This is a genomic window from uncultured Aquimarina sp. (genome assembly GCF_947492965.1).
In the GTDB taxonomy this organism is placed as follows: Bacteria; Bacteroidota; Bacteroidia; order Flavobacteriales; family Flavobacteriaceae; genus Aquimarina.
Genome location: NZ_CANLOZ010000005.1, coordinates 63,947 through 83,216 on the forward strand (window position 1 = coordinate 63,947; position 19,270 = coordinate 83,216).

Consider the following 19,270-nt stretch of genomic DNA (forward strand, 5'->3'; position numbering starts at 1 on the left):
TAGTATGGTTGTCTATCACATTTGTATTTATGTTATTATCTTCTTTCTCCATGATAATTTATCTCTCTTTATTAGTACAGATTTTAAAAGTTTATCATCTTATATTTATAAGCTCAAAGTCGTATGTTTTATTGAGTTATCTTTTATAAAATCTGCATTGGCTATATGTACTTTATTTACGTTTTTATGCAATGCATCGAAACAGTTTTTTAATTTGGGTAACATACCATCCGCGATGATATCTTGATCTCTTAATTCAGAATATTTTTCTAAATCAATATGCTCTATTACAGAATCCTTATCCTCTATATTTTCGAGAACTCCTTTTAATTCAAAACAATAAAACAACGCTACTTCGTAATCTGTACTCATCGCTGAAGCAATTTCGGATGCAATGGTATCTGCATTGGTATTAAACAATTGACCATTGGTATCATGTGTTACCGCACAAAAAACAGGCGTTATTCCTAAATCTATAAATCCCTTTAACGTATCCTTATTTACCGTTGTAACATCACCCACATATCCATAATCTATAAACTGTACTGGTCTTTTATTCGCTACGATCACATTTGCATCAGCACCGGTTAACCCCAAAGCATTGCAATTATATTTTTGAAGACCTGAAACAATGGTTTTATTTAAAAGACCAGCGTACGTCATTACCACGATATCTAAATTCTCTGCCGATGTGATTCTTCTTCCATCAATCATTTCAGTCTTCACACCTAATTTAGATGCTAATTTTGTAGCAGATTTTCCTCCTCCATGAATCAAAATTTTTGGTCCTTTCACTTTAGAAAAGTCTTGCAGAAAAGAATCCAACGCTTCTTTATTTTCGATGATGTTGCCACCAATCTTTGCAACTAATAATTTATCTTTTGTTTTCATAGCTTAACTCTTTTCTAAAATCTTTTTCATCACCAACTGTGCAGCATAGGTTCTATTGTTTGCTTGTTCAATAACTACAGAGTTCTCACTATCAATGACTGCGTCATCAACAACTACATTTCTTCTTACTGGTAAACAATGCATAAACTTCGCATTATTGGTAAGGTCCATTTTATCTTTTGTAATTCTCCAGCTTTCATCTTGCGAAGAACTTCCGTAATCTTTATAGGAACTCCAGTTTTTTACATACACAAAATCAGCGTTTTCGAATGCTTTTGCTTGATCGTACTCTATGGGCACCTCATTGGTAATCTGACTGGCTAACTCAAACCCCATTGGATGGGTAATTACAAACTCTGCGTCCATTTTTTGTGCCATTTCTGCAAAAGAATTGGCGACAGCCTGCGGTAAGGCTTTCGGATGCGGTGCCCATGAAAGTACAATCTTTGGTTTATGTATTGGCTTATATTCTGTTATTGTAATTGCATCTGTTAACGCTTGTAGTGGATGACCTGTAGCACTTTCCATATTAATAATAGGAACGCTGGCATATTTCATAAAGCTTTTTAAAACTTTTTCTTCATAGTCCTCTTCCCTATTTTCTAACTTCGCAAAAGCACGTATTGCTACGATATCACAATATTGAGATACTACTTGTGCTGCTTCTTTAATATGCTCCGAATTACCTTGATCCATGATAGTTCCATCTTCATATTCTAAGGACCATCCTTCTCCACCAAAATTCATTACCATCACATTCATTCCAAGATTTAAAGCTGCTTTCTGCGTACTTAACCTCGTTCTTAAACTAGGATTAAAAAACAATAAACCGATTGTCTTATCTTTTCCTAATTCTTTGTGAGATAAAGGGTTTTTCTTTAAATCAATCGCTTCTTCAACCCAAGAAGTAAGAGCATCTATATCGTGTACTGAAAAATAATTATTCATTGTATACAGGTTTAATTATTTTGGTAAAAGGAACAGTATTATTAATCGCATTTACCATAAAATTGTCTTCGAGACCGTTGGCTATCCATGTTTCTATGTCACAGTCCTGAGTTATGCTAGCGGCTTGTACTTTTGATTTCATTCCGCCAGTTCCATGTTTAGATGTTGAAGAAACAATTTCATTATTCAAAAGCTCTAAATCATCTACTTCATCTATTGTTTTAAAGGTTTTATTTTCTACTGACTCCTTGGTACATATACCATTGGTATTGGTAGCAATAAGTAATAAGTCTGCATCTAATAAACAAGCAGTTAATGCTGCTAGTTTATCGTTATCTCCAAATTTAATTTCGTCTGTTGCAACCGTATCATTCTCATTGATAATTGGGATGTAGTTATTCGCTATCAAGACATTAATCGTATTTACAATGTTTTTTTTAGACTGTTCTCTTTCAAAATCAGAATACGACAATAAACATTGAGAAGTAAGCAACCCTAAATCCCTAAAGCTTTCTTGAAAAATTCTCATCAAATGAGGCTGTCCAATAGATGCTAAAGCTTGTTTTACGGTAATCTCCTTGCCATTACTCTCTAGATTTACAAATTGCTTTGCTACAGCAATTGCTCCAGAGCTTACAATTACAAACTCATAACGATCTTGTAATTCAACTATCTGATTACCTATATCCTCAATTTTGCCTCTAGAAATATGATCCGTTTCTTTGGTAAGAACATTGGATCCTATTTTTAGGACAATTCTCTTTTTATCTGATTTGCCCGTCTCCATGTATATACCATTTATTGGTTACCAAATGTTGCAGTCCAATAGGACCTCTTTGGTGTAATTTATCTGTACTAATCGCCAATTCTCCACCTAAACCTAATTGAAATCCATCTGTAAATCGCGTAGAAGCATTGTGATATACTGCTGCGCAATCTACAGATGCCATAAAGGATTCTGCTTCCTTCTGATTTCTTGTAATTATTGCGGCAGAGTGTCCTCCACTAAATTTATTAATCTTAGAAACTGCTTCGGGAGCGTTTTCTATTTCTCCGATTACTATTTTATAATCTAAAAATTCTTCTTCCCATATATTAGGATTTGAAATTTGAGCTACTTCATCATATTTAGAGAGCGAAGCATCTCCTAGTATTTCAACATTAAAATTCTTTAAGGTGATGATCAGGTTTTTTACAAAATCTTCTTTATTAGGCAAGTTCTTATCGATAAGAACCTTGTCTACAGCATTACAAGCGGAAATTTTGTCTGTTTTACCATTAATAATATTATCTAGCGCCAGCGCACGATCTGCTTCCTTATGCACATACACAAAATTGTTTCCTCTTCCACTTACTATTACCGGACAAGTGGCATGTTTCTTTACGAAGGCAATTAGCTTTTCTCCTCCTCTTGGAATAATTAAATCCACATTTTGGGTTGGCTTTTCTAAAAAAGATTGAGTCTCGGTTCTATTGTAGTTTAGATACTCTATCCAATCACTTGATATATTGTTATCTTTTAAAGCCTGATGCCATAGCTTAACTATCGCAAGATTAGACTGCAAGGATTCTTTTCCTCCTTTTAGTAAAATTTTATTCCCAGATTTAAAAGCTATTCCTGCCGCCTCCACTGTAACATCTGGTCTAGATTCATAGATAATTAAAACCGTTCCAAATGAAGCCGTTTTATTATATACTTGCATTCCATTATCATGGGTAAATCGAAAACGTTCTACCCCAACAGGATCTTCTTGACTAGCCAATTGTTCTAGAGAAGCAATCATTGTATCTATTTTGGAGTCATCCACTTTTAATCGGTCTCTCATTGCTAAATCATCTCCAGAATATGAATTAAGATCACTTTTATTAGCTTTAATAATAGTATCCTTGTGCTCTGCAATTAACGCAGCCATTTTTTTCAGTACAGCATTTCTTTCTGATATATCAAGTATAGTATTCATTTTTATATCTTTTCTGGCACTAACACGGTTTGTAATGCCTTTATAAATTGATCTATTTCCGTTTTACCAATTGTTAATGGTGGAAGAATTCTCAACAACTTTTTATTCATAGCACCTCCAGTAAAAATATGCTCATCATAGATTAACTTTTTTCTTAGTTCAGCTACTTCAAAATCAAACTCTAACCCTAACATTAATCCTTTTCCTTTTACTCGTTGAACTCCTGGAATTTCTAAAGCTTTGGTAACAAAATAGTCTCCTGTTAATCTTGCATTATCAATCAACTCTTCAGCTTCTAACACTTCCAAGACTGCTAAAGCCGCTGTACAAGCGAGATGATTGCCTCCAAAAGTAGTTCCGAGCATCCCATAACTTGGTTCGATATGTGGTGCAATCATAATCCCTCCAATTGGGAATCCATTTCCCATACCTTTGGCAATCGAGATAATATCAGGTGTAATTCCATGATATTGATGTGCAAAGAATTTTCCGGTTCTTCCAAATCCTGATTGTACCTCATCAAGAATTAATACGACTTTATTTTCTTTGCATAATTTTTCTAATTCTTTAAAAAAGAACGTAGTCCCTTCATCTAAACCTCCTACACCTTGTATAGGTTCTATAATAACAGCACAAACGTCACCTTTGGATAATTCGGTTTTTAGTAAATCCAAATCATTTAGAGGTAAAAAAGTAACATCTTGTTGTTTGTTTAAAGGCGCATTGATCTTGGCATTATCAGTTGCTGCAACCGCTGCTGATGTTCTACCATGAAATCCGTTATGAAATGAAATTATTCTAGACTTCTGTGTATAAAATGAAGCCAACTTTAGAGCATTCTCATTAGCTTCTGCTCCAGAATTACATAAAAACAACTGATAGTTATCGTATCCTGATAATTGACCTAATTTATTCGCCAAATCAGTTTGCAAACTATTATGAACAGCATTAGAATAGAAACCAATTTTGTCCAACTGTTCTTTCATCCTTTTTATATAATGAGGATGTCCATGTCCGATTGATATTACTGCATGACCGCCGTATAAATCTAAGTACTCCACTCCATTTTTATCCACTACGATACTATCATGAGCTTCTACCGGCTCTACATCATAAAGAGGATATACATCAAATAGTTTCATTTTATTTGTTATTTGTTATTGGTTAATTGTTATTAGCTTTTATGGTTAAAGCAAAACAATTAATCATTGTATTATCTAATTCTTATATTCATATAGTTTTACTATTAATGGTTATTAGTAGGTAGCTATCAACTAATAACCAAAAACAGTCAACTACTTTATCGTATTAATTTTTTCATAGGATGCCATTACTCCTTTAATTACAGAGGAACTAAGCCCCTGGTGTTCCATTTCATTCAATCCTTCTATAGTGCATCCTTGTGGGGTTGTCACCTTATCTATTTCCCGTTCAGGATGTGTTCCATTTTCTGCTACTAAGGTGGCTGCTCCAATAGCGGTCTGCACAGCGATAATCTGAGCTTCATGAGGATGAAATCCCATTTGGATACCTCCTTGTATCATGGCTCTCAAGAATCTTAAGAAGAATGCAATACCACTGGCTCCTAATACCGTTGCTGCTTGCATTAATCGTTCTTCGATTACCAAGGTTTCTCCTATCGTATCAAACATCTTTTCGACCATTGATAATTCTTCTTTCACATCATCATTAGCCGCAATACAGGTCATTGATAGTTTTTTTGCCGCCCCTGTATTGGGCATTACTCTCACAACCTTGTTATTAGGAACTACCTCGTTTATCTCTTCTATAGAAGTACCTGTTACCGTAGATATCAATATCTGATCTGTTGTTACTTCATATTTAATCTCCTGAAGCACAGTATCTAATTGTCTGGGTTGCACACACAAGATAACCCACTTTACATCTTTTATAGAAGTTAAAATATCTTGTGATGTAGATACACCCAAATTTGTTTCTACCTCTTTTAAATTATACTTCGATTTATCAACAACGGTAATATTCTTTGCTTCAAATAAATCACTACTAGCTAAACCTGATATAATTGATTTACCTAAGTTACCTCCTCCTATGATTGTTATTTTGTTCATTTTAAAACGCGCTTGCTTTTAATTCTAGTCCTGTTTTTTCTTCTATTCCCAGCATCAAGTTCATATTGTGAATTGCTTGACCAGAAGCTCCTTTAATCAAATTATCAATTACAGAGGTGATCAGTAGCATTTCATCTTTTTTACTAAGATGAAGAATACACTTATTGGTATTCACTACTTGTTTTAAATAAATTTCCTTTTCAGAAACCACTGTAAATTTGGAATCTTTGTAATAGGTTTTATATAACGCTACTGCCTCTTCTTCGGAACCATCATACTTTGTATATAAAGTTGCATAAATGCCTTTACTAAAATTTCCTCTATTCGGAATAAAGAAAATGGGAGTATCAAAATTATTTTGTAATTGATGAATACTCTGATTGATCTCATCAAGATGTTGGTGCGTAAACACTTTATAACTCGAAAAGTTATTATCCCTCCAACTAAAATGCGTAGTCCCACCAGGCATTACTCCTGCTCCAGTACTTCCCGTAGTTGCATTAATATGTACGGCATCTTGAATTTTGTTAGCAGATGCTAATGGTAATAATGCCAATTGAATTGCTGTAGCAAAACATCCTGGATTTGCAATATTCTGAGCCGACTTAATCTTATCCTTTTGTAGCTCTGGTAATCCATAAACGAACTCTCTTCCATCAAACACATGATCTTTTTCTAATCTAAAATCATTTCCTAAATCTATAATTTTAGTATAACTAGAAAAGGTATGTTCTTCTAAAAAAGCTCTTGATCGTCCGTGTCCCAGACATAAAAACAAAACATCTATATTAGGATTTACAGTATCCGTAAATGCTAGATCAATATCTCCTAAAACATCCACATGCTGATCACTAATAGACACACCAGCGTTTGTTGTACTATACACAAAATCTAGTACTACATTTGGATGATGAATTAACAACCTAATTAATTCTCCTGCTGTATACCCAGATCCTCCTATGATTCCAACTTTTATCATGATTCTGTAGGATTTACATTATGATATATTTTATTCGCATTTCCATAAATCTTGATAAAACCTTTAGCGTCATCAGAAGTCCATGAATTATTCATTTCTCCATATTGACCAAAATCTGATTTCATCATATCAAAAGGAGATTCAATTCCTTCTAATAAAAAGTGATAAGGTTTCAATTTTACAGTCACATCTCCAGTTACTGATTTTTGAGAATCTTCTAAGAAAACTTCAATATTTCTCATCACGGGATCTAGATAATTTCCTTCGTGTAATAACATACCATACCAATTAGCCAATTGTTCTTTCCAATATTGTTGCCATTTAGTAAGCACATGCTTTTCTAGCAAGTGATGTGCTTTTATGATCACTAGTGGCGCAGCGGCTTCAAATCCAACTCTTCCTTTGATTCCTATAATCGTATCACCTACATGAATATCCCTACCAATCGCAAAAGCACTTGCTAATTCCTCTAATTTTTGAATATTTTTTACAGGTGTATCTTTAATACCATCGAGACCTATAAGTTCTCCTTTTTCAAAATTTAAAGTGATTGTTTCTTCTTTGTCTTTTGTTAGCTGACTAGGATATGCAGCTTCCGGAAGTGGATCATGAGATGTTAACGTTTCTTTACCTCCTACACTCGTTCCCCAAATACCTTTGTTAATGGAATATTGTGCTTTTTCCCAACTATAGTGTACATTATGCTTTTTAAGGAATTCTACTTCTTCTTGCCTGGATAATTTTAAATCTCGAATCGGTGTGATGATTTCAATTTCTGGAGCAAGTGTTTGAAAAATAACATCAAATCTTATCTGATCGTTTCCAGCTCCAGTACTTCCATGAGCAATATATTTAGCTCCTACTTTTTTCGCATAATTGATTACTTCGATTGCTTGAAAAATTCTTTCGGCACTGACTGACAACGGATACGTATTATTTTTTAAGACATTCCCAAAAATTAGATACTTAATGGCTTTCTGATAAAACTCATTTAGAATGGTCTTATTCACATGTGATGTACTCCCCAGTTCATAAGCTCTCTTCTCTGTTTGGTCTAATTCTTCATCAGAAAAACCGCCCGTATTTACCAAGATCGTATACACCTCTAAATTCTTTTCATGAATTAGATACTTTACACAATAGGAAGTATCTAAACCTCCGCTGTATGCTACTACTACTTTTTCCATAACAATAATTGTTTATTGCTTGTAAGCATTGTTTGTTTTATTTTTTTTAATCTTTTAAGTACTTTTTTATCGTACCATTTTTCTTTTTTCTTTACTTTATTAACAGGATCATATAACATACCTGTACATAGACACATTTTATGTTCCTTTGCTTTAAGAATATCATAATTTGTACATGTTTTACAACCCGCCCAAAACTTAGGATCATCTGTTAACTCAGAAAAAGTCACTGGTTTATATCCTAGATCAGAGTTGATTTTCATAACGGCTAATCCCGTTGTAATTCCAAATACTTTAGAGTGAGGATACTTCTTCAAAGAATAGTTAAAGGTAAATTCTTTAATTCTTTTTGCCAGTCCTTGATTTCTATAATCAGGATGAACTATAAGACCTGAATGTGCAACATACTTTTCATGTCCCCAAACCTCTATATAACAGAACCCTGCAAACTTATCATCGTATAAAGCGATAATAGCATTACCGTTTATCATTTTTGTTTGTATATAATCAGGCGTTCGCTTAGCAATACCAGTTCCTCTGACTTTTGCAGAATCCGATATTACATCACATATTTCCTGAGCAAAATGTAAATGCTTGTCTGTTGCTATGATAATTTCTATCTGTTTCATATTGTTATTTCTACTATCTGCTTTCTACATCAGATATAGATATAATTAATGATAAATATTAGTATACAGAAGCTACGAATCCACAGTAAAATGAAACATAGACTAGTGTATGATTCTTAAAATTTCTTGATAATTCCAGTGAAAATAAAATATGGATATAACCATACTCGAATTAGTACAAAGTCATCTTTGATACTTTTATTTAACTAAAATGGAATTTGAAAGGAAGCAGGACGCACCTACTTCTAAATGAATTTAAACCCCCAAGGGGCGACGAAAGCGGCGCACTCTGAATGCAGTAGTAACAGATATGTTCTGAGATTGAACTTTCACTTTTCTCGAAATGTTTATTGCCGTTTTCATAATAGTAACTCTAAATCGTCGGCCGAAGCCCCTTTCGTTAACTAGATTATACAATATTACGCAAAATAGTTTTGATGAAGAAAAATAAAAATCAAATTTCACGAAAATTACGACAAACGCAAAATTTGATTCTTAATAAAGAACTTGTTTCAAAAAAACCATCAAAAAATTACATTATACTCATTTTAAACACTTTATTAAGAACACAACTTACTTTTTAATATATTAACACCATATTATTGAATAAATATTATTGTAAGGCGAATTTATAGACCAAATAGTCATTTTTACTAATGATCACTTGGGCTTACAAGTATCGATAATATAATACGAAAAGGATTTAGAATGAATATTCGACGAAAAAACAATGCTTTTTTTACAGTTTCATAATATTTTTAACATATAAATTTTGTGATAATAAAAAAAAACTATACTTTTGGTTAACCAGATTGGTCAACCAGTTAAAATCAAAACCAGTATATGAGTATTAAAACAGAAAAAGAATCGGACGTTTCATCCAATTCTAAAAAAGGTTCTGAAGAGATAATTATCTCTAAAATAAGAGAACTAATTGTTTCTAAGCAACTCGAACCAGGAGATAAGCTTCCTGCAGAACGAGTGCTGGCTGAGCAACTTGGTGTAAGCAGAAATCAACTACGACAAGCTATTCAAAGATTAGAATTCTATGGACTTGTTAAAAAGTACCCTCAGAGTGGAACTAGAGTATCTAATATAGGTGTAACTGCATTAAACGGAATGATGACGGATATTTTGCAATTACAAGAACCAGACTTTAAATCTCTGGTAGAAACTAGATTGATACTAGAGACTCATGCTGTTCGATTAGCTGCTACCAGAAGATCCGATGAACATTTAAAGCAAATCCTTGCTGCCCATGAAGCTTATAGTGAAAAAGCCGTAAATGGGTTAAGCGCAGTAGAAGAAGATTTAATGTTTCATCTAAAACTATCTGAAGCTAGTGGTAATAGCGTAATCAATTCTTTAATGCTTGTTATTACACCAGAAATAATAACACATTTTGTTGCCAACAAAGTCTGTAATAAAGATGAGAATTATCTACTCATTAGGGAACATCAAGCTATCATAGATGCCATCGTAGATAAAGACCCAGATCGAGCTGTTGCTAAACTAGAGGAACACTTTAAAGATCTATATAAATATTGCTATGATTAATACTTAACAATACTAAAAAAACAATTTTAACACCAGTCAAATTATGTGATATAAAACTAAAAAAAGGGACAGCTACCACACTAATCCCTTAATTTTCAAACTTTACTTGGTCTAAGAAGTAAAATTATAACTATAATTACTTATAGATAGATTAAAACAAAGATACTAAAAATAGATAAATGCTAATTAGTATATCATTTTTAATGCTTTGTTCAGTGATAAGTAATTACAAAATTAGGGTTTCCTTTTACTCATTGATGACCAATTATTGATTTAAAAGAAAGCATTAAAAAAACAAAATTAATTACTTATGTATTTCAAAAAGATCATAACAATCATCCTGATTGTTCTATATCATAGTACAATGCTTGCTCAAGAGAGCATTACCCTTGAGGGAACGGTCACTTCACTAGAAGATGGAATTCCAATTCCTGGAGTTAACGTATTAATAATTGAATCAAATACAGGAACTACTACTGATTTTGATGGAAATTACCAGATAAAAGTTAATAAAGGGGACATTCTTTCCTTTTCTTTTACAGGAAAAAAAACAGTTACCATAGTTGTTGAAAACCAAACGAGACTTGATGTTTCGCTCGAAGAAGAAGCTTCAGAACTGGAACAAGTAGTAGTAATCGGTTATGGAGTCCAGAAAAAATCTAGTTTAACAGCCTCCGTAGCGAAATTAGAAAATACGAACTTAGATGAACTTCCCTATTCGGATGTATCAAATAGTATAAAAGGTAAAATTGCTGGAGTTCAAATCAGAAATCCAAGCGGTAATGTAGGTGATGACCCTGAAATTATCGTAAGAGGTATCGGTTCTATAAGTCTTAGTTCTGCTCCTCTAGTAGTAGTAGATGGCTTTCCGTTTGATGATGGACTTCAATTTATAAACCCGAGTACTATAGAATCTATAGAGGTATTAAAGGATGCAAGTTCTACCGCTATATATGGATCTAGAGGTGCAAATGGTGTAATCTTAATTACAACAAAACAAGGAAAAGCTGAAAAGACATCTTTTGAATTTAAATCCTTATCCGGAATTAAACAGGCAGCTAGAAGTATCGATATCCTTGATGCCATTGAATTTGCAGACCTAGACAGAAGCAGAGATCAGTTAGTTGAAAATTTTAATGCACAACAAGAAAACAGAGAACCTAATCTTGTATACTACGATAATGTACAAATAGGAAAAAGAACCATCGCTCAAAATATTGGTGGTGCAACAGACTGGCAAGAAGAAGCTCTTAGAAATCAGGCAAGAATCGAAAACTATCAATTAAATGTATTTGGAGGAGGTACTCGAACAAATTATCTAGTATCTGCCAACTACATCTATAACGAAGGTCTAAGAAAAGATAATGACTTAGAAAGATTAAATCTTTCTGCAAGACTAAAATCAAAACTATCAGACAATTTAAGTTTTGATCTTAAAATAAATCCTTCTTATACTCTTACCAGAAGATCTTCTATCAATTTTACAGATGTTGGAAGATATGAGACTTGGATTCCTGTTAGACATAATCAATATACATCAGACTTAACAGGACAGCCTGTTGGAAGTTTTGCTCATGCATTACATTTTAGAGATTTGAACTTTGATTATGTAGACCCAGTTACTGGACAAGTAGAAAATACTGGAAATATAGAAGCACTTTGGACTTCATCCAATTTTAACCCTATTTCCAGACAAGAAGCTAGTAGGAGAAATCGTTTTGAATATAGATTATTATCTAATGGTTCTGTAAAATGGAAAATAGCCACTGGATTAACTCTTAGATCATCTTTAGGGGGATATGTACGATACAGAACAGGAGAAGAGTTTTTTGGTTCTGACGGAGATAGAGATGGAGAAACTGAAGGGTTATTAGCTGATCAACTTACTGTAAAATACATAAATGAAAATACTTTAACGTATAATAGAGACTTTAATGGTCATGATCTTGGACTATTAGTTGGTATTACTTACGAAAATACTGCCGAGCGATTAAGTAATTTAAGAATTACAAACTTTGATGACGAAAACATCACTACACTTAATGGTGGTACTATTATAGATTTAGACAACACATTTACTATAAAAGATGAAACTATTTTATCTTCTTACTTAGCCCGAGTGAATTACGCTTTTAAAGATCGCTATTTAATTTCTTTAGCAGGTAGAGCAGATGGTTTTAATAAGTTTGGTAAAAACAACAAATACGGGTTTTTCCCATCTGTTTCCGTAGGTTGGAATGTAGCCAATGAAAATTTCTGGCGAAACAGTATCGGAAATACCGTGAATACTTTAAAGTTAAGATCTAGTTGGGGAATTAGTGGAGCAGCTCCTCCTCTATTCGATTTCTTATCGCAAACCATTGTAGACTTCAGTAATTATAGCTTAGGAAATACTGGTGGAGTAACTACAGGTCAGGGAGAAGTAGACTTTTTACAAGGAAATCCTGATATCACTTGGGAAACAAATACAGAATTTAATAATGGTGTAGATCTTGGACTTTTTAATGGTTCTGTAAATCTTACAGTGGACTACTACTATAAATTATCTGAAAAACTATTATTAAGGCAGCAAATTTCCAATACTACTGGTTTTGATGAGCAGTGGAACAACATTGGAAAAGTACAAAACTCTGGATGGGAATTTGCACTATCTACAAATCTTGGTACAGGAAAACTAAAATGGCAAGGAAGTGCTAACATCTCCTTTAATGAAAACAAACTTATATCCTTTGGTGGATCTGAGAGAGCTATTAACAATGGAGAACGTACAGATCAATACATTACACGTGTAGGTGAACCTTATATTCAGTTCTATGGATATAAAACAGATGGTATTTTTCAGAATGCAGAAGATTTAGCTAACAGTCCAAGTGGTATTACTGATGCTGTTGGTGGATTGAAACGTGTGGATGTAAATGGTGATGGAATCATTAATGAAGATGACAGAACAGTTATTGGAGATCCTTTCCCAGATTTTATTTGGGGATTCACAAGCACATTTAACTATGGAAACCTTGATCTAAATTTCTCATTCCAAGGATCACAAGGAGGTGAAGTAGTGTGGGGTGAAGCTTTCTATAATGAAGTTGCGAGATATGGTTCTGTATATGCCGAAGGACAATGGTTTAATGAAAACATCCCAGCAAGCAGACCAGGAATTAGAATTGGAGTTCCATGGTTAGAAACAGATTACGCAGTACAAGACGCTTCTTACGCTTCTCTAAGAGAAGTTGTATTAGGATACTCTATACCTACTCACTCTGTGAAAAAAATGGGACTAGAAAAATTGAGAATTTACCTTTCTGGTCAAAATTTATGGTACCAAACCGCTGATGATTATCTGGGTAATAATCCAGAAGGAAATACTGATCGTAATAATGTTCTAATTAGAGGATATCAAAGAGGTGTTACACCAGTACAAAGACAACTTGCACTGGGACTAGACATCAATTTCTAAAAGCAAATAATAATAGTCCATTTCGAAAAACTTCTGTTACAGCAGACTTGAAAAACCGAAATATTGACTACAAAAAATTAGATAATGAAACATATTTTTAAACTTCAGAACAGATCCATAAATTTTAAGATTTATGCTTTTTTCTTGACATTATTAATGGTGTCTTGTGATCTCGAAGAAGATGTAATTTCGTTTAGAACGGATGACAACTTCTATGAAGATCAGGAAGAATTAAATAGAGGAATCATCGCCGCCTATTCTAGTTTATACGATGTAATGGCAGTTGAATGGAACGTTACAGAACTTCGTTCTGACAACACATTTACAAATCCTGATCGATCTCCAGAATCGGACGCTCCAAGATTTACTTTAGATAGACTAACCGTAGACACCAATAATTCTATTAATCAGAGTTATTACTCGAGTTGTTATAAAACAATTGCTTTAGCAAATAGAATATTAGCTAACCTAGATGTTGCAGAAGATGAAAATCTAAGAAATCAATATGAAGGTGAAGCTAAATTTTTAAGAGCATTGATGCATTTTAATCTTACAAGATTATACGGAGGTATTGTAATTGTTGATAGAATCCTTATTGGTGAAGAAGGGTTTCAATTATCCAGAGAACCGCAAACGGCAGTGTATGATTTTATTATTCAAGATCTTACGGATGCCATAGCATTACTTCCAGAGCAGTATGACGATTCAGAATTTGGAAGAGCAACAGGAATAGCAGCAAGAACAGTACTTGGGAAAGTTCACCTATCAAGTCCCACTAGAGATTTAGAAGCGGCTATCACTCAATTGGAGTATGTAAGAGATAGAGGATTAAATGATTTACTTCCTGATTATGACGAACTATTCGAACCTGGAAATGAAATCAATAACGAAGTAATTTTCTCTGTTAGATATGAACAAGGATTAATTGGTTTAGGATCTCCTTTTCCAAATTTCTTTGCACCACTACAGAGTGATGGAAATGTAGTTTTCGGTAATGGTGATGGACTTAACGTTCCTACTGAAGATGTGTCTGATTCTTATGCAACTGATGACCAAAGAAAACCTTCTTCCATGGCTGATAGCTACATAGCTACGAATGGAACTGAAATATTTAACAAACATGTTACTAAATACAATTCAGATTTTAATGCATTAGATGATGGAGACGTAGATTGGCCAGTAACTAGATTTGCTGATGTACTATTAATGCTTTCTGAAGCATATGTAGATGCTAGAGGAATTTCAGAAGCCTTAATTGAGCTTAATAAAGTGAGAGAACGAGCAGGTCTGACAGCAATCGTAGAAGCTGATGTAAGTTCTAGTTTTGCCTTTAAACTTGCTTTGGAGGATGAAAGACGCTTAGAGTTCGCTTTCGAAAACCATAGATTTTTTGATCTATTAAGAACTAATAGAGCATTAACAGTAATCAATGAACATTTCGTAACTGAATTTGCTTATAACAATCCTGATAATCCGGATTTAGATGCAAGTCCAATCTCGGACTTCCAGTTACTGTTACCGATTCCGCAAAGAGAAATTGACTTGAACCCTAATTTAGCTCAAAACGTAGGTTATTAATGATGTTTATAAAAACACATATCATCACTATTACTTTACCAATTCTACTTTTTGTAGGATATGCAGGACTTGCAAACGAGATTAAAGTAGCTACTCTTTCTGAGTTTAATGAAGCTATAAAATCTGTAAAAGCTGGCGATCGTATCATTCTTAAAAACGGAGAATGGAAAGATGTAAAATTAGTGGTGAAAGGTATAGGAACGTCTGAAAACCCTATAACTATTGAAGCTGAAGAATCAGGTAAAGTTGTTATTTCAGGTGATTCTAGCTTAAAAATGGCTGGAGAATATCTAATAGTCAAAGGGCTATGGTTCAAAAATGGATATTCTTCTGGTAAGTCAGTTATCTCCTTTAGAGTAAATTCTAAAGAATTTGCTAATCATTCTAGATTAACAGATTGTGCTATTACCTATTTCAACCCTGGATCCAAATCTATTGATTATAAATGGATCAGCGTTTGGGGTAAAAACAATCGTGTAGATCATAATTACTTTGCTGGTAAAACTCATTCAGGAACTACTCTTGTGGTTTGGTTAAAAGGTGAAAAACACATTGAAAACAATCATAGAATTGATCATAATTATTTCGGAGAAAGACCTCCTTTAGGATTTAATGGAGGCGAGACTATCAGAATCGGAACTAGCAAAAATTCTTTGTTATCATCCAGAACGATTGTAGAAGATAATGTGTTCGAAAAATGTAACGGAGAAGTAGAAATTATATCTAACAAATCCTGTGATAATGCCTATAGAAATAATTTATTTCTAGAAAGTGAAGGCGTGTTAACATTAAGACATGGTAATAGATGCTTAATCGAAAGTAATGTCTTTATTGGAAACCAAAAACCAAATACCGGAGGAATCAGAGTGATTAATGCGGGCCATATGATTAGAAATAATCTTATGATGAATCTAACTGGTGATGGTTTTAGAGGTCCTATTGTAGTAATGAATGGGGTTCCAAACAGCCCCGCTAATCGTTACCACCAAGTTAAGGATGTAAGCATTGTTAATAATACAGTAATCAATTGTTCTCCTATTCAATTTTGCGCTGGTAAAGATGAAGAAAGATCATTAGCACCAGAAAATACTGTATTTGCTAATAATATAATTTTCAATACTCATAATGATGAAATAGCTTCTGTATATGACTCCTTAGATGGATTTAAATTCTATGGTAATATACTTGATACAAAAGGTACTTTTGAGAAAGACGGTTTTACAAAAGTAAAAGTAAACTGGGATACTTTTGAAGATATTTTATATATACCAAAAGTTGAAAACGAAGCCTTACTAAAGAATTCCAAGAGTGAAGGCAAACCTACAAGATTGGATATCACTGGAGCTAAAAGAACGACTTTTGTCGCAGGAGCTTTTAACTTAGGGAATAAAAAATACCCGAAAGCACTGCTATTAAAAAGTGGAACTTCATGGGATTCTAAAGTCGTACCACAAAAAACTAAGACAATTACCGAAATTATTGAAGTGGAACCAGGTGTAGGTACTTTGCGTAAAGCATTGAAAAAAGCACCTGATGGAAGTATTCTAAAATTAAAACCAGGAACCTACACTCTGGAAAAAGGCATAAAAATCACAAACAGTGTTACCATACAAGGAAGCGCAAACGAACCTAAGGCTATTTTAAAAATACAGGAAGGTTTAGAAAAAAAACCAACCTATTTTTTTAGAGTCGAAGGTGGAAAATCCTTAAAAATAGATAACATTGAGATAAACGCTACATCCAATACTCCTATAAAATATGCTGTAGTTTCTCCTGATAAAGGAATTTCCGATCCATACTCTGTATTTATTAATAACTGTCATATAAAAGGTTTCAAAAACAAAAATGGCGGTAGTGTTTTTAAAGGATATAAAGGAACTTTTGCTGATTCTATAAGCATCATGAATTCAAGAATTGAAAATGCCTACAGAGGTATCAACCTAGGTGAAGAAAAAGATGATTTAGGAAGGTATAGTGCTCAAGTAGTTATCATAAAAAATACGATTTTTAAAGATATCGATCAATGGGCTATAAATTATTTCCGTGGCGGTAATGATGAATCTACTTTAGGAGGTAAACTCCTCGTTGATAATTCTGTATTCAGTAATGTAGGAAATATAGAAAAAGGAACTGTTTTAAGGACTAAAGGAATTGTTACCGTAGCTATTAAAAATTCAGTATTTGAAAAAAGCTATAAAGTTATAAACCCTGTAAGTTTAAAAGGAAACAAAAATGAGATTACCAACTGTGTCATTTTTGATTGCGGAACGGTAAAAGCAACAAAAGGAGCATCTGCAAAAGATGTATTTTATAAAAACCCGAAATGGGACGATAAAGAAAACTTCATTCCAAGTAAGAAGTCACCTTTACTAAGGCAACAAGCTATTGGTCTGAAATGGGAAACTAAAAAATAAAATTAACACCATAGAATTATGAAAAATTATGAAGCATCTTTTAAAAGAATCTTAGCAGGTCTGCTAGTTTTCTGTTTAATATTGATATTCGTTATATCCTCTTCTTGCGACGCAGATATTGAAGTAGATCAGACTGTGGAAGAAATTGAGTCTGCTACACCAATTATTACAGGTTTTTCTCCGTCTAATGTAGAAATTCTTGAGGATGTATTAGTAGAGGGAGAGTTTCTACAATTTGTAGATCGCGCAACTATCGGAGGTATCCCTACAGAAATTAAAAGTAAGATAAGTGATACTCAAATTTTACTAAGAGTAGATCCTGCAGTAGTTTCTGGACAAATAGTTTTAATAAATGATGTAAGTAGACAAGGTGCCGAAAATCTTGAATTTACAGCTACTTCTTCTGAAACTGTTAATGTGTCCTACCCTGTTCCATCGGTAACCAGTGTTATCCCAGATGAGGCTACAGCGAATGACCTTCTTATTATCGAAGGAGCTAATCTAGGAGTGGTTTCTAGTGTTACCTTCGGTGATGTAGCAGGTGTAATATCATTTCAGGAAACTGGTGTAATTGTAGTAACAGTACCTAATCCAGGGACTTTGGATCCGGTTGCAGTAAATTTAAACTACAATAGCAATACTGGAGAAATAGGACAAGAATTAAGTTCTTCTTTTCTAGTAAATATACCCACTCCAGAACCAGATAATGTTCCGAGAATAATGACTCGTGATAATATGGTAACGATAACTGGTGCTAATATCAATTTTACCACCTCGGTAACTGTAGATGGTATAGAAGCTACAATAACCACATCTCCGACAGATTTAACTTTTATGGTGCCATCTGGAGTATCGACAGGTATTTCTGAGGTAATCATAACAGATACCGAAGATCGTCAGACAACATTTAATATTCCATACATTAATGGCCCATACTACGAATATTATGATTTTGACACTAAAGCATTAGAAACTGTACGAGATAACAAAAATGATCCTAGCCAAGTAGTTTTATCATTGGGTGAAGAGGCTTCTGAACAGCCTAGATTTACGGGGATGACAGAACCTTTTGGAAGTAGATATCTACATATAGATTATCCTACAGCTACTACAAGTACATTGGCATCTATCTATGGATATGATTTTAGTGATGCATATGGAACTGAGGAAATGGGAGAAGAATCTGCAGCATTGGTAGATCCAGATGGTCGATTTGGAGGAAATCCAGTTCTGCATTTCTGGATGAGAATTAATGGTGCTAACTGTAGAACTAAAATATATCTAGGAACTTCTAGTGCTCAACGAAGAGAATCTAATGGAGAATTATTAGATACAGCAGGAGAATGGGTATTAGTAGCTGTTAGACTTAACGGATTTATGGACAGTGCGGCGGATTTCTCTAGATTTCATTTCCGTCTTACTGCAGGAAGCTCTTCTGACAACATTCCTAGGTCTGCGGATTACGACTGGATCATTGTTACAGATAGAGTACTTACAGAATTCGGAGCTGTAGATTATTCACCAGCATCAGTTACTGATGAAACTTTTTGGAAAGACCAAGGATAAGAACAATATATAA

14 protein-coding genes are annotated in these 19,270 nt (G+C 33.7%); 5 read left to right on the forward strand and 9 right to left on the reverse strand.

What is annotated here, in order from left to right; translation table 11 throughout:
- Positions 1-105 precede the first annotated feature (105 nt).
- The 9 genes from argB to Q1B37_RS13900 form a co-directional block, all read right to left on the reverse strand.
- Positions 106-891 (reverse strand): acetylglutamate kinase, encoded by a 786-nt coding sequence (gene argB, locus Q1B37_RS13860; RefSeq protein WP_299607475.1) that lies wholly within the window; start codon positions 889-891, stop codon positions 106-108.
- A gap of 3 nt (positions 892-894) precedes the next feature.
- On the reverse strand, positions 895-1,839 hold the full coding sequence (locus Q1B37_RS13865) for an N-acetylornithine carbamoyltransferase (RefSeq protein WP_299899414.1): 945 nt from the start codon (positions 1,837-1,839) through the stop codon (positions 895-897).
- Positions 1,832-2,626, reverse strand: a complete 795-nt coding sequence (gene proB, locus Q1B37_RS13870) for a glutamate 5-kinase (protein WP_299899416.1) — start codon at positions 2,624-2,626, stop codon at positions 1,832-1,834. The genes Q1B37_RS13865 and proB overlap by 8 nt, the downstream gene beginning before the upstream one ends.
- A complete protein-coding gene (locus Q1B37_RS13875) occupies positions 2,604-3,800 on the reverse strand; it encodes a glutamate-5-semialdehyde dehydrogenase (protein ID WP_299899418.1) in 1,197 nt (398 codons plus the stop codon). The genes proB and Q1B37_RS13875 overlap by 23 nt, the downstream gene beginning before the upstream one ends.
- 2 nt (positions 3,801-3,802) lie before the next feature.
- A complete protein-coding gene (locus Q1B37_RS13880; RefSeq protein ID WP_299899420.1) occupies positions 3,803-4,942 on the reverse strand; it encodes an aminotransferase class III-fold pyridoxal phosphate-dependent enzyme in 1,140 nt (379 codons plus the stop codon).
- A 153-nt stretch (positions 4,943-5,095) separates the two neighbouring features.
- Entirely contained in the window at positions 5,096-5,890 is a 795-nt protein-coding gene (gene proC, locus Q1B37_RS13885; protein ID WP_299899422.1) for a pyrroline-5-carboxylate reductase, read from the reverse strand.
- A gap of 1 nt (position 5,891) precedes the next feature.
- Positions 5,892-6,869 carry an N-acetyl-gamma-glutamyl-phosphate reductase gene (gene argC / locus Q1B37_RS13890; RefSeq protein WP_299899424.1) on the reverse strand — a complete coding sequence of 326 codons (978 nt, stop codon included), beginning with the start codon at positions 6,867-6,869 and terminating at the stop codon, positions 5,892-5,894.
- On the reverse strand, positions 6,866-8,056 hold the full coding sequence (locus Q1B37_RS13895; protein ID WP_299899426.1) for an argininosuccinate synthase domain-containing protein: 1,191 nt from the start codon (positions 8,054-8,056) through the stop codon (positions 6,866-6,868). Before Q1B37_RS13895 ends, argC begins: the two co-directional genes overlap by 4 nt.
- Positions 8,044-8,685, reverse strand: coding sequence for a GNAT family N-acetyltransferase (locus Q1B37_RS13900; RefSeq protein ID WP_299899428.1), 642 nt, complete (start codon positions 8,683-8,685; stop codon positions 8,044-8,046). Before Q1B37_RS13900 ends, Q1B37_RS13895 begins: the two co-directional genes overlap by 13 nt.
- Positions 8,686-9,528: 843 nt before the next feature.
- Here Q1B37_RS13900 and Q1B37_RS13905 point away from each other — a divergent pair.
- The 5 genes from Q1B37_RS13905 (at position 9,529) to Q1B37_RS13925 (ending at position 19,257) form a co-directional block, all read left to right on the forward strand.
- Entirely contained in the window at positions 9,529-10,242 is a 714-nt protein-coding gene (locus Q1B37_RS13905; RefSeq protein WP_299899430.1) for a FadR/GntR family transcriptional regulator, read from the forward strand.
- Between the two features lie 310 nt (positions 10,243-10,552).
- Entirely contained in the window at positions 10,553-13,699 is a 3,147-nt protein-coding gene (locus tag Q1B37_RS13910; RefSeq protein WP_299899431.1) for a TonB-dependent receptor, read from the forward strand.
- An 84-nt stretch (positions 13,700-13,783) separates the two neighbouring features.
- Positions 13,784-15,277: a RagB/SusD family nutrient uptake outer membrane protein gene (locus Q1B37_RS13915; protein ID WP_299899433.1), complete on the forward strand. Its 1,494-nt coding sequence runs from the start codon at positions 13,784-13,786 to the stop codon at positions 15,275-15,277.
- Positions 15,277-17,691 (forward strand): chondroitinase-B domain-containing protein, encoded by a 2,415-nt coding sequence (locus Q1B37_RS13920; RefSeq protein ID WP_299899434.1) that lies wholly within the window; start codon positions 15,277-15,279, stop codon positions 17,689-17,691. Before Q1B37_RS13915 ends, Q1B37_RS13920 begins: the two co-directional genes overlap by 1 nt.
- An 18-nt stretch (positions 17,692-17,709) precedes the next feature.
- On the forward strand, positions 17,710-19,257 hold the full coding sequence (locus Q1B37_RS13925) for a hypothetical protein (RefSeq protein ID WP_299899435.1): 1,548 nt from the start codon (positions 17,710-17,712) through the stop codon (positions 19,255-19,257).
- The last annotated feature ends 13 nt before the right edge of the window (positions 19,258-19,270 follow it).

Coding starts and splice junctions, on each gene's coding strand:
- Q1B37_RS13915 (WP_299899433.1), top strand. CDS start 13,784: ATGAAACATATTTTTAAACTTCAGAACAGATCCATAAATTTTAAGATT.
- Q1B37_RS13865 (WP_299899414.1), bottom strand. CDS start 1,839: ATGAATAATTATTTTTCAGTACACGATATAGATGCTCTTACTTCTTGG.
- Q1B37_RS13880 (WP_299899420.1), bottom strand. CDS start 4,942: ATGAAACTATTTGATGTATATCCTCTTTATGATGTAGAGCCGGTAGAA.
- argB (WP_299607475.1), bottom strand. CDS start 891: ATGAAAACAAAAGATAAATTATTAGTTGCAAAGATTGGTGGCAACATC.
- Q1B37_RS13895 (WP_299899426.1), bottom strand. CDS start 8,056: ATGGAAAAAGTAGTAGTAGCATACAGCGGAGGTTTAGATACTTCCTAT.
- Q1B37_RS13900 (WP_299899428.1), bottom strand. CDS start 8,685: ATGAAACAGATAGAAATTATCATAGCAACAGACAAGCATTTACATTTT.
- Q1B37_RS13925 (WP_299899435.1), top strand. CDS start 17,710: ATGAAAAATTATGAAGCATCTTTTAAAAGAATCTTAGCAGGTCTGCTA.
- Q1B37_RS13905 (WP_299899430.1), top strand. CDS start 9,529: ATGAGTATTAAAACAGAAAAAGAATCGGACGTTTCATCCAATTCTAAA.
- Q1B37_RS13910 (WP_299899431.1), top strand. CDS start 10,553: ATGTATTTCAAAAAGATCATAACAATCATCCTGATTGTTCTATATCAT.
- argC (WP_299899424.1), bottom strand. CDS start 6,869: ATGATAAAAGTTGGAATCATAGGAGGATCTGGGTATACAGCAGGAGAA.
- Q1B37_RS13875 (WP_299899418.1), bottom strand. CDS start 3,800: ATGAATACTATACTTGATATATCAGAAAGAAATGCTGTACTGAAAAAA.
- proC (WP_299899422.1), bottom strand. CDS start 5,890: ATGAACAAAATAACAATCATAGGAGGAGGTAACTTAGGTAAATCAATT.
- proB (WP_299899416.1), bottom strand. CDS start 2,626: ATGGAGACGGGCAAATCAGATAAAAAGAGAATTGTCCTAAAAATAGGA.
- Q1B37_RS13920 (WP_299899434.1), top strand. CDS start 15,277: ATGATGTTTATAAAAACACATATCATCACTATTACTTTACCAATTCTA.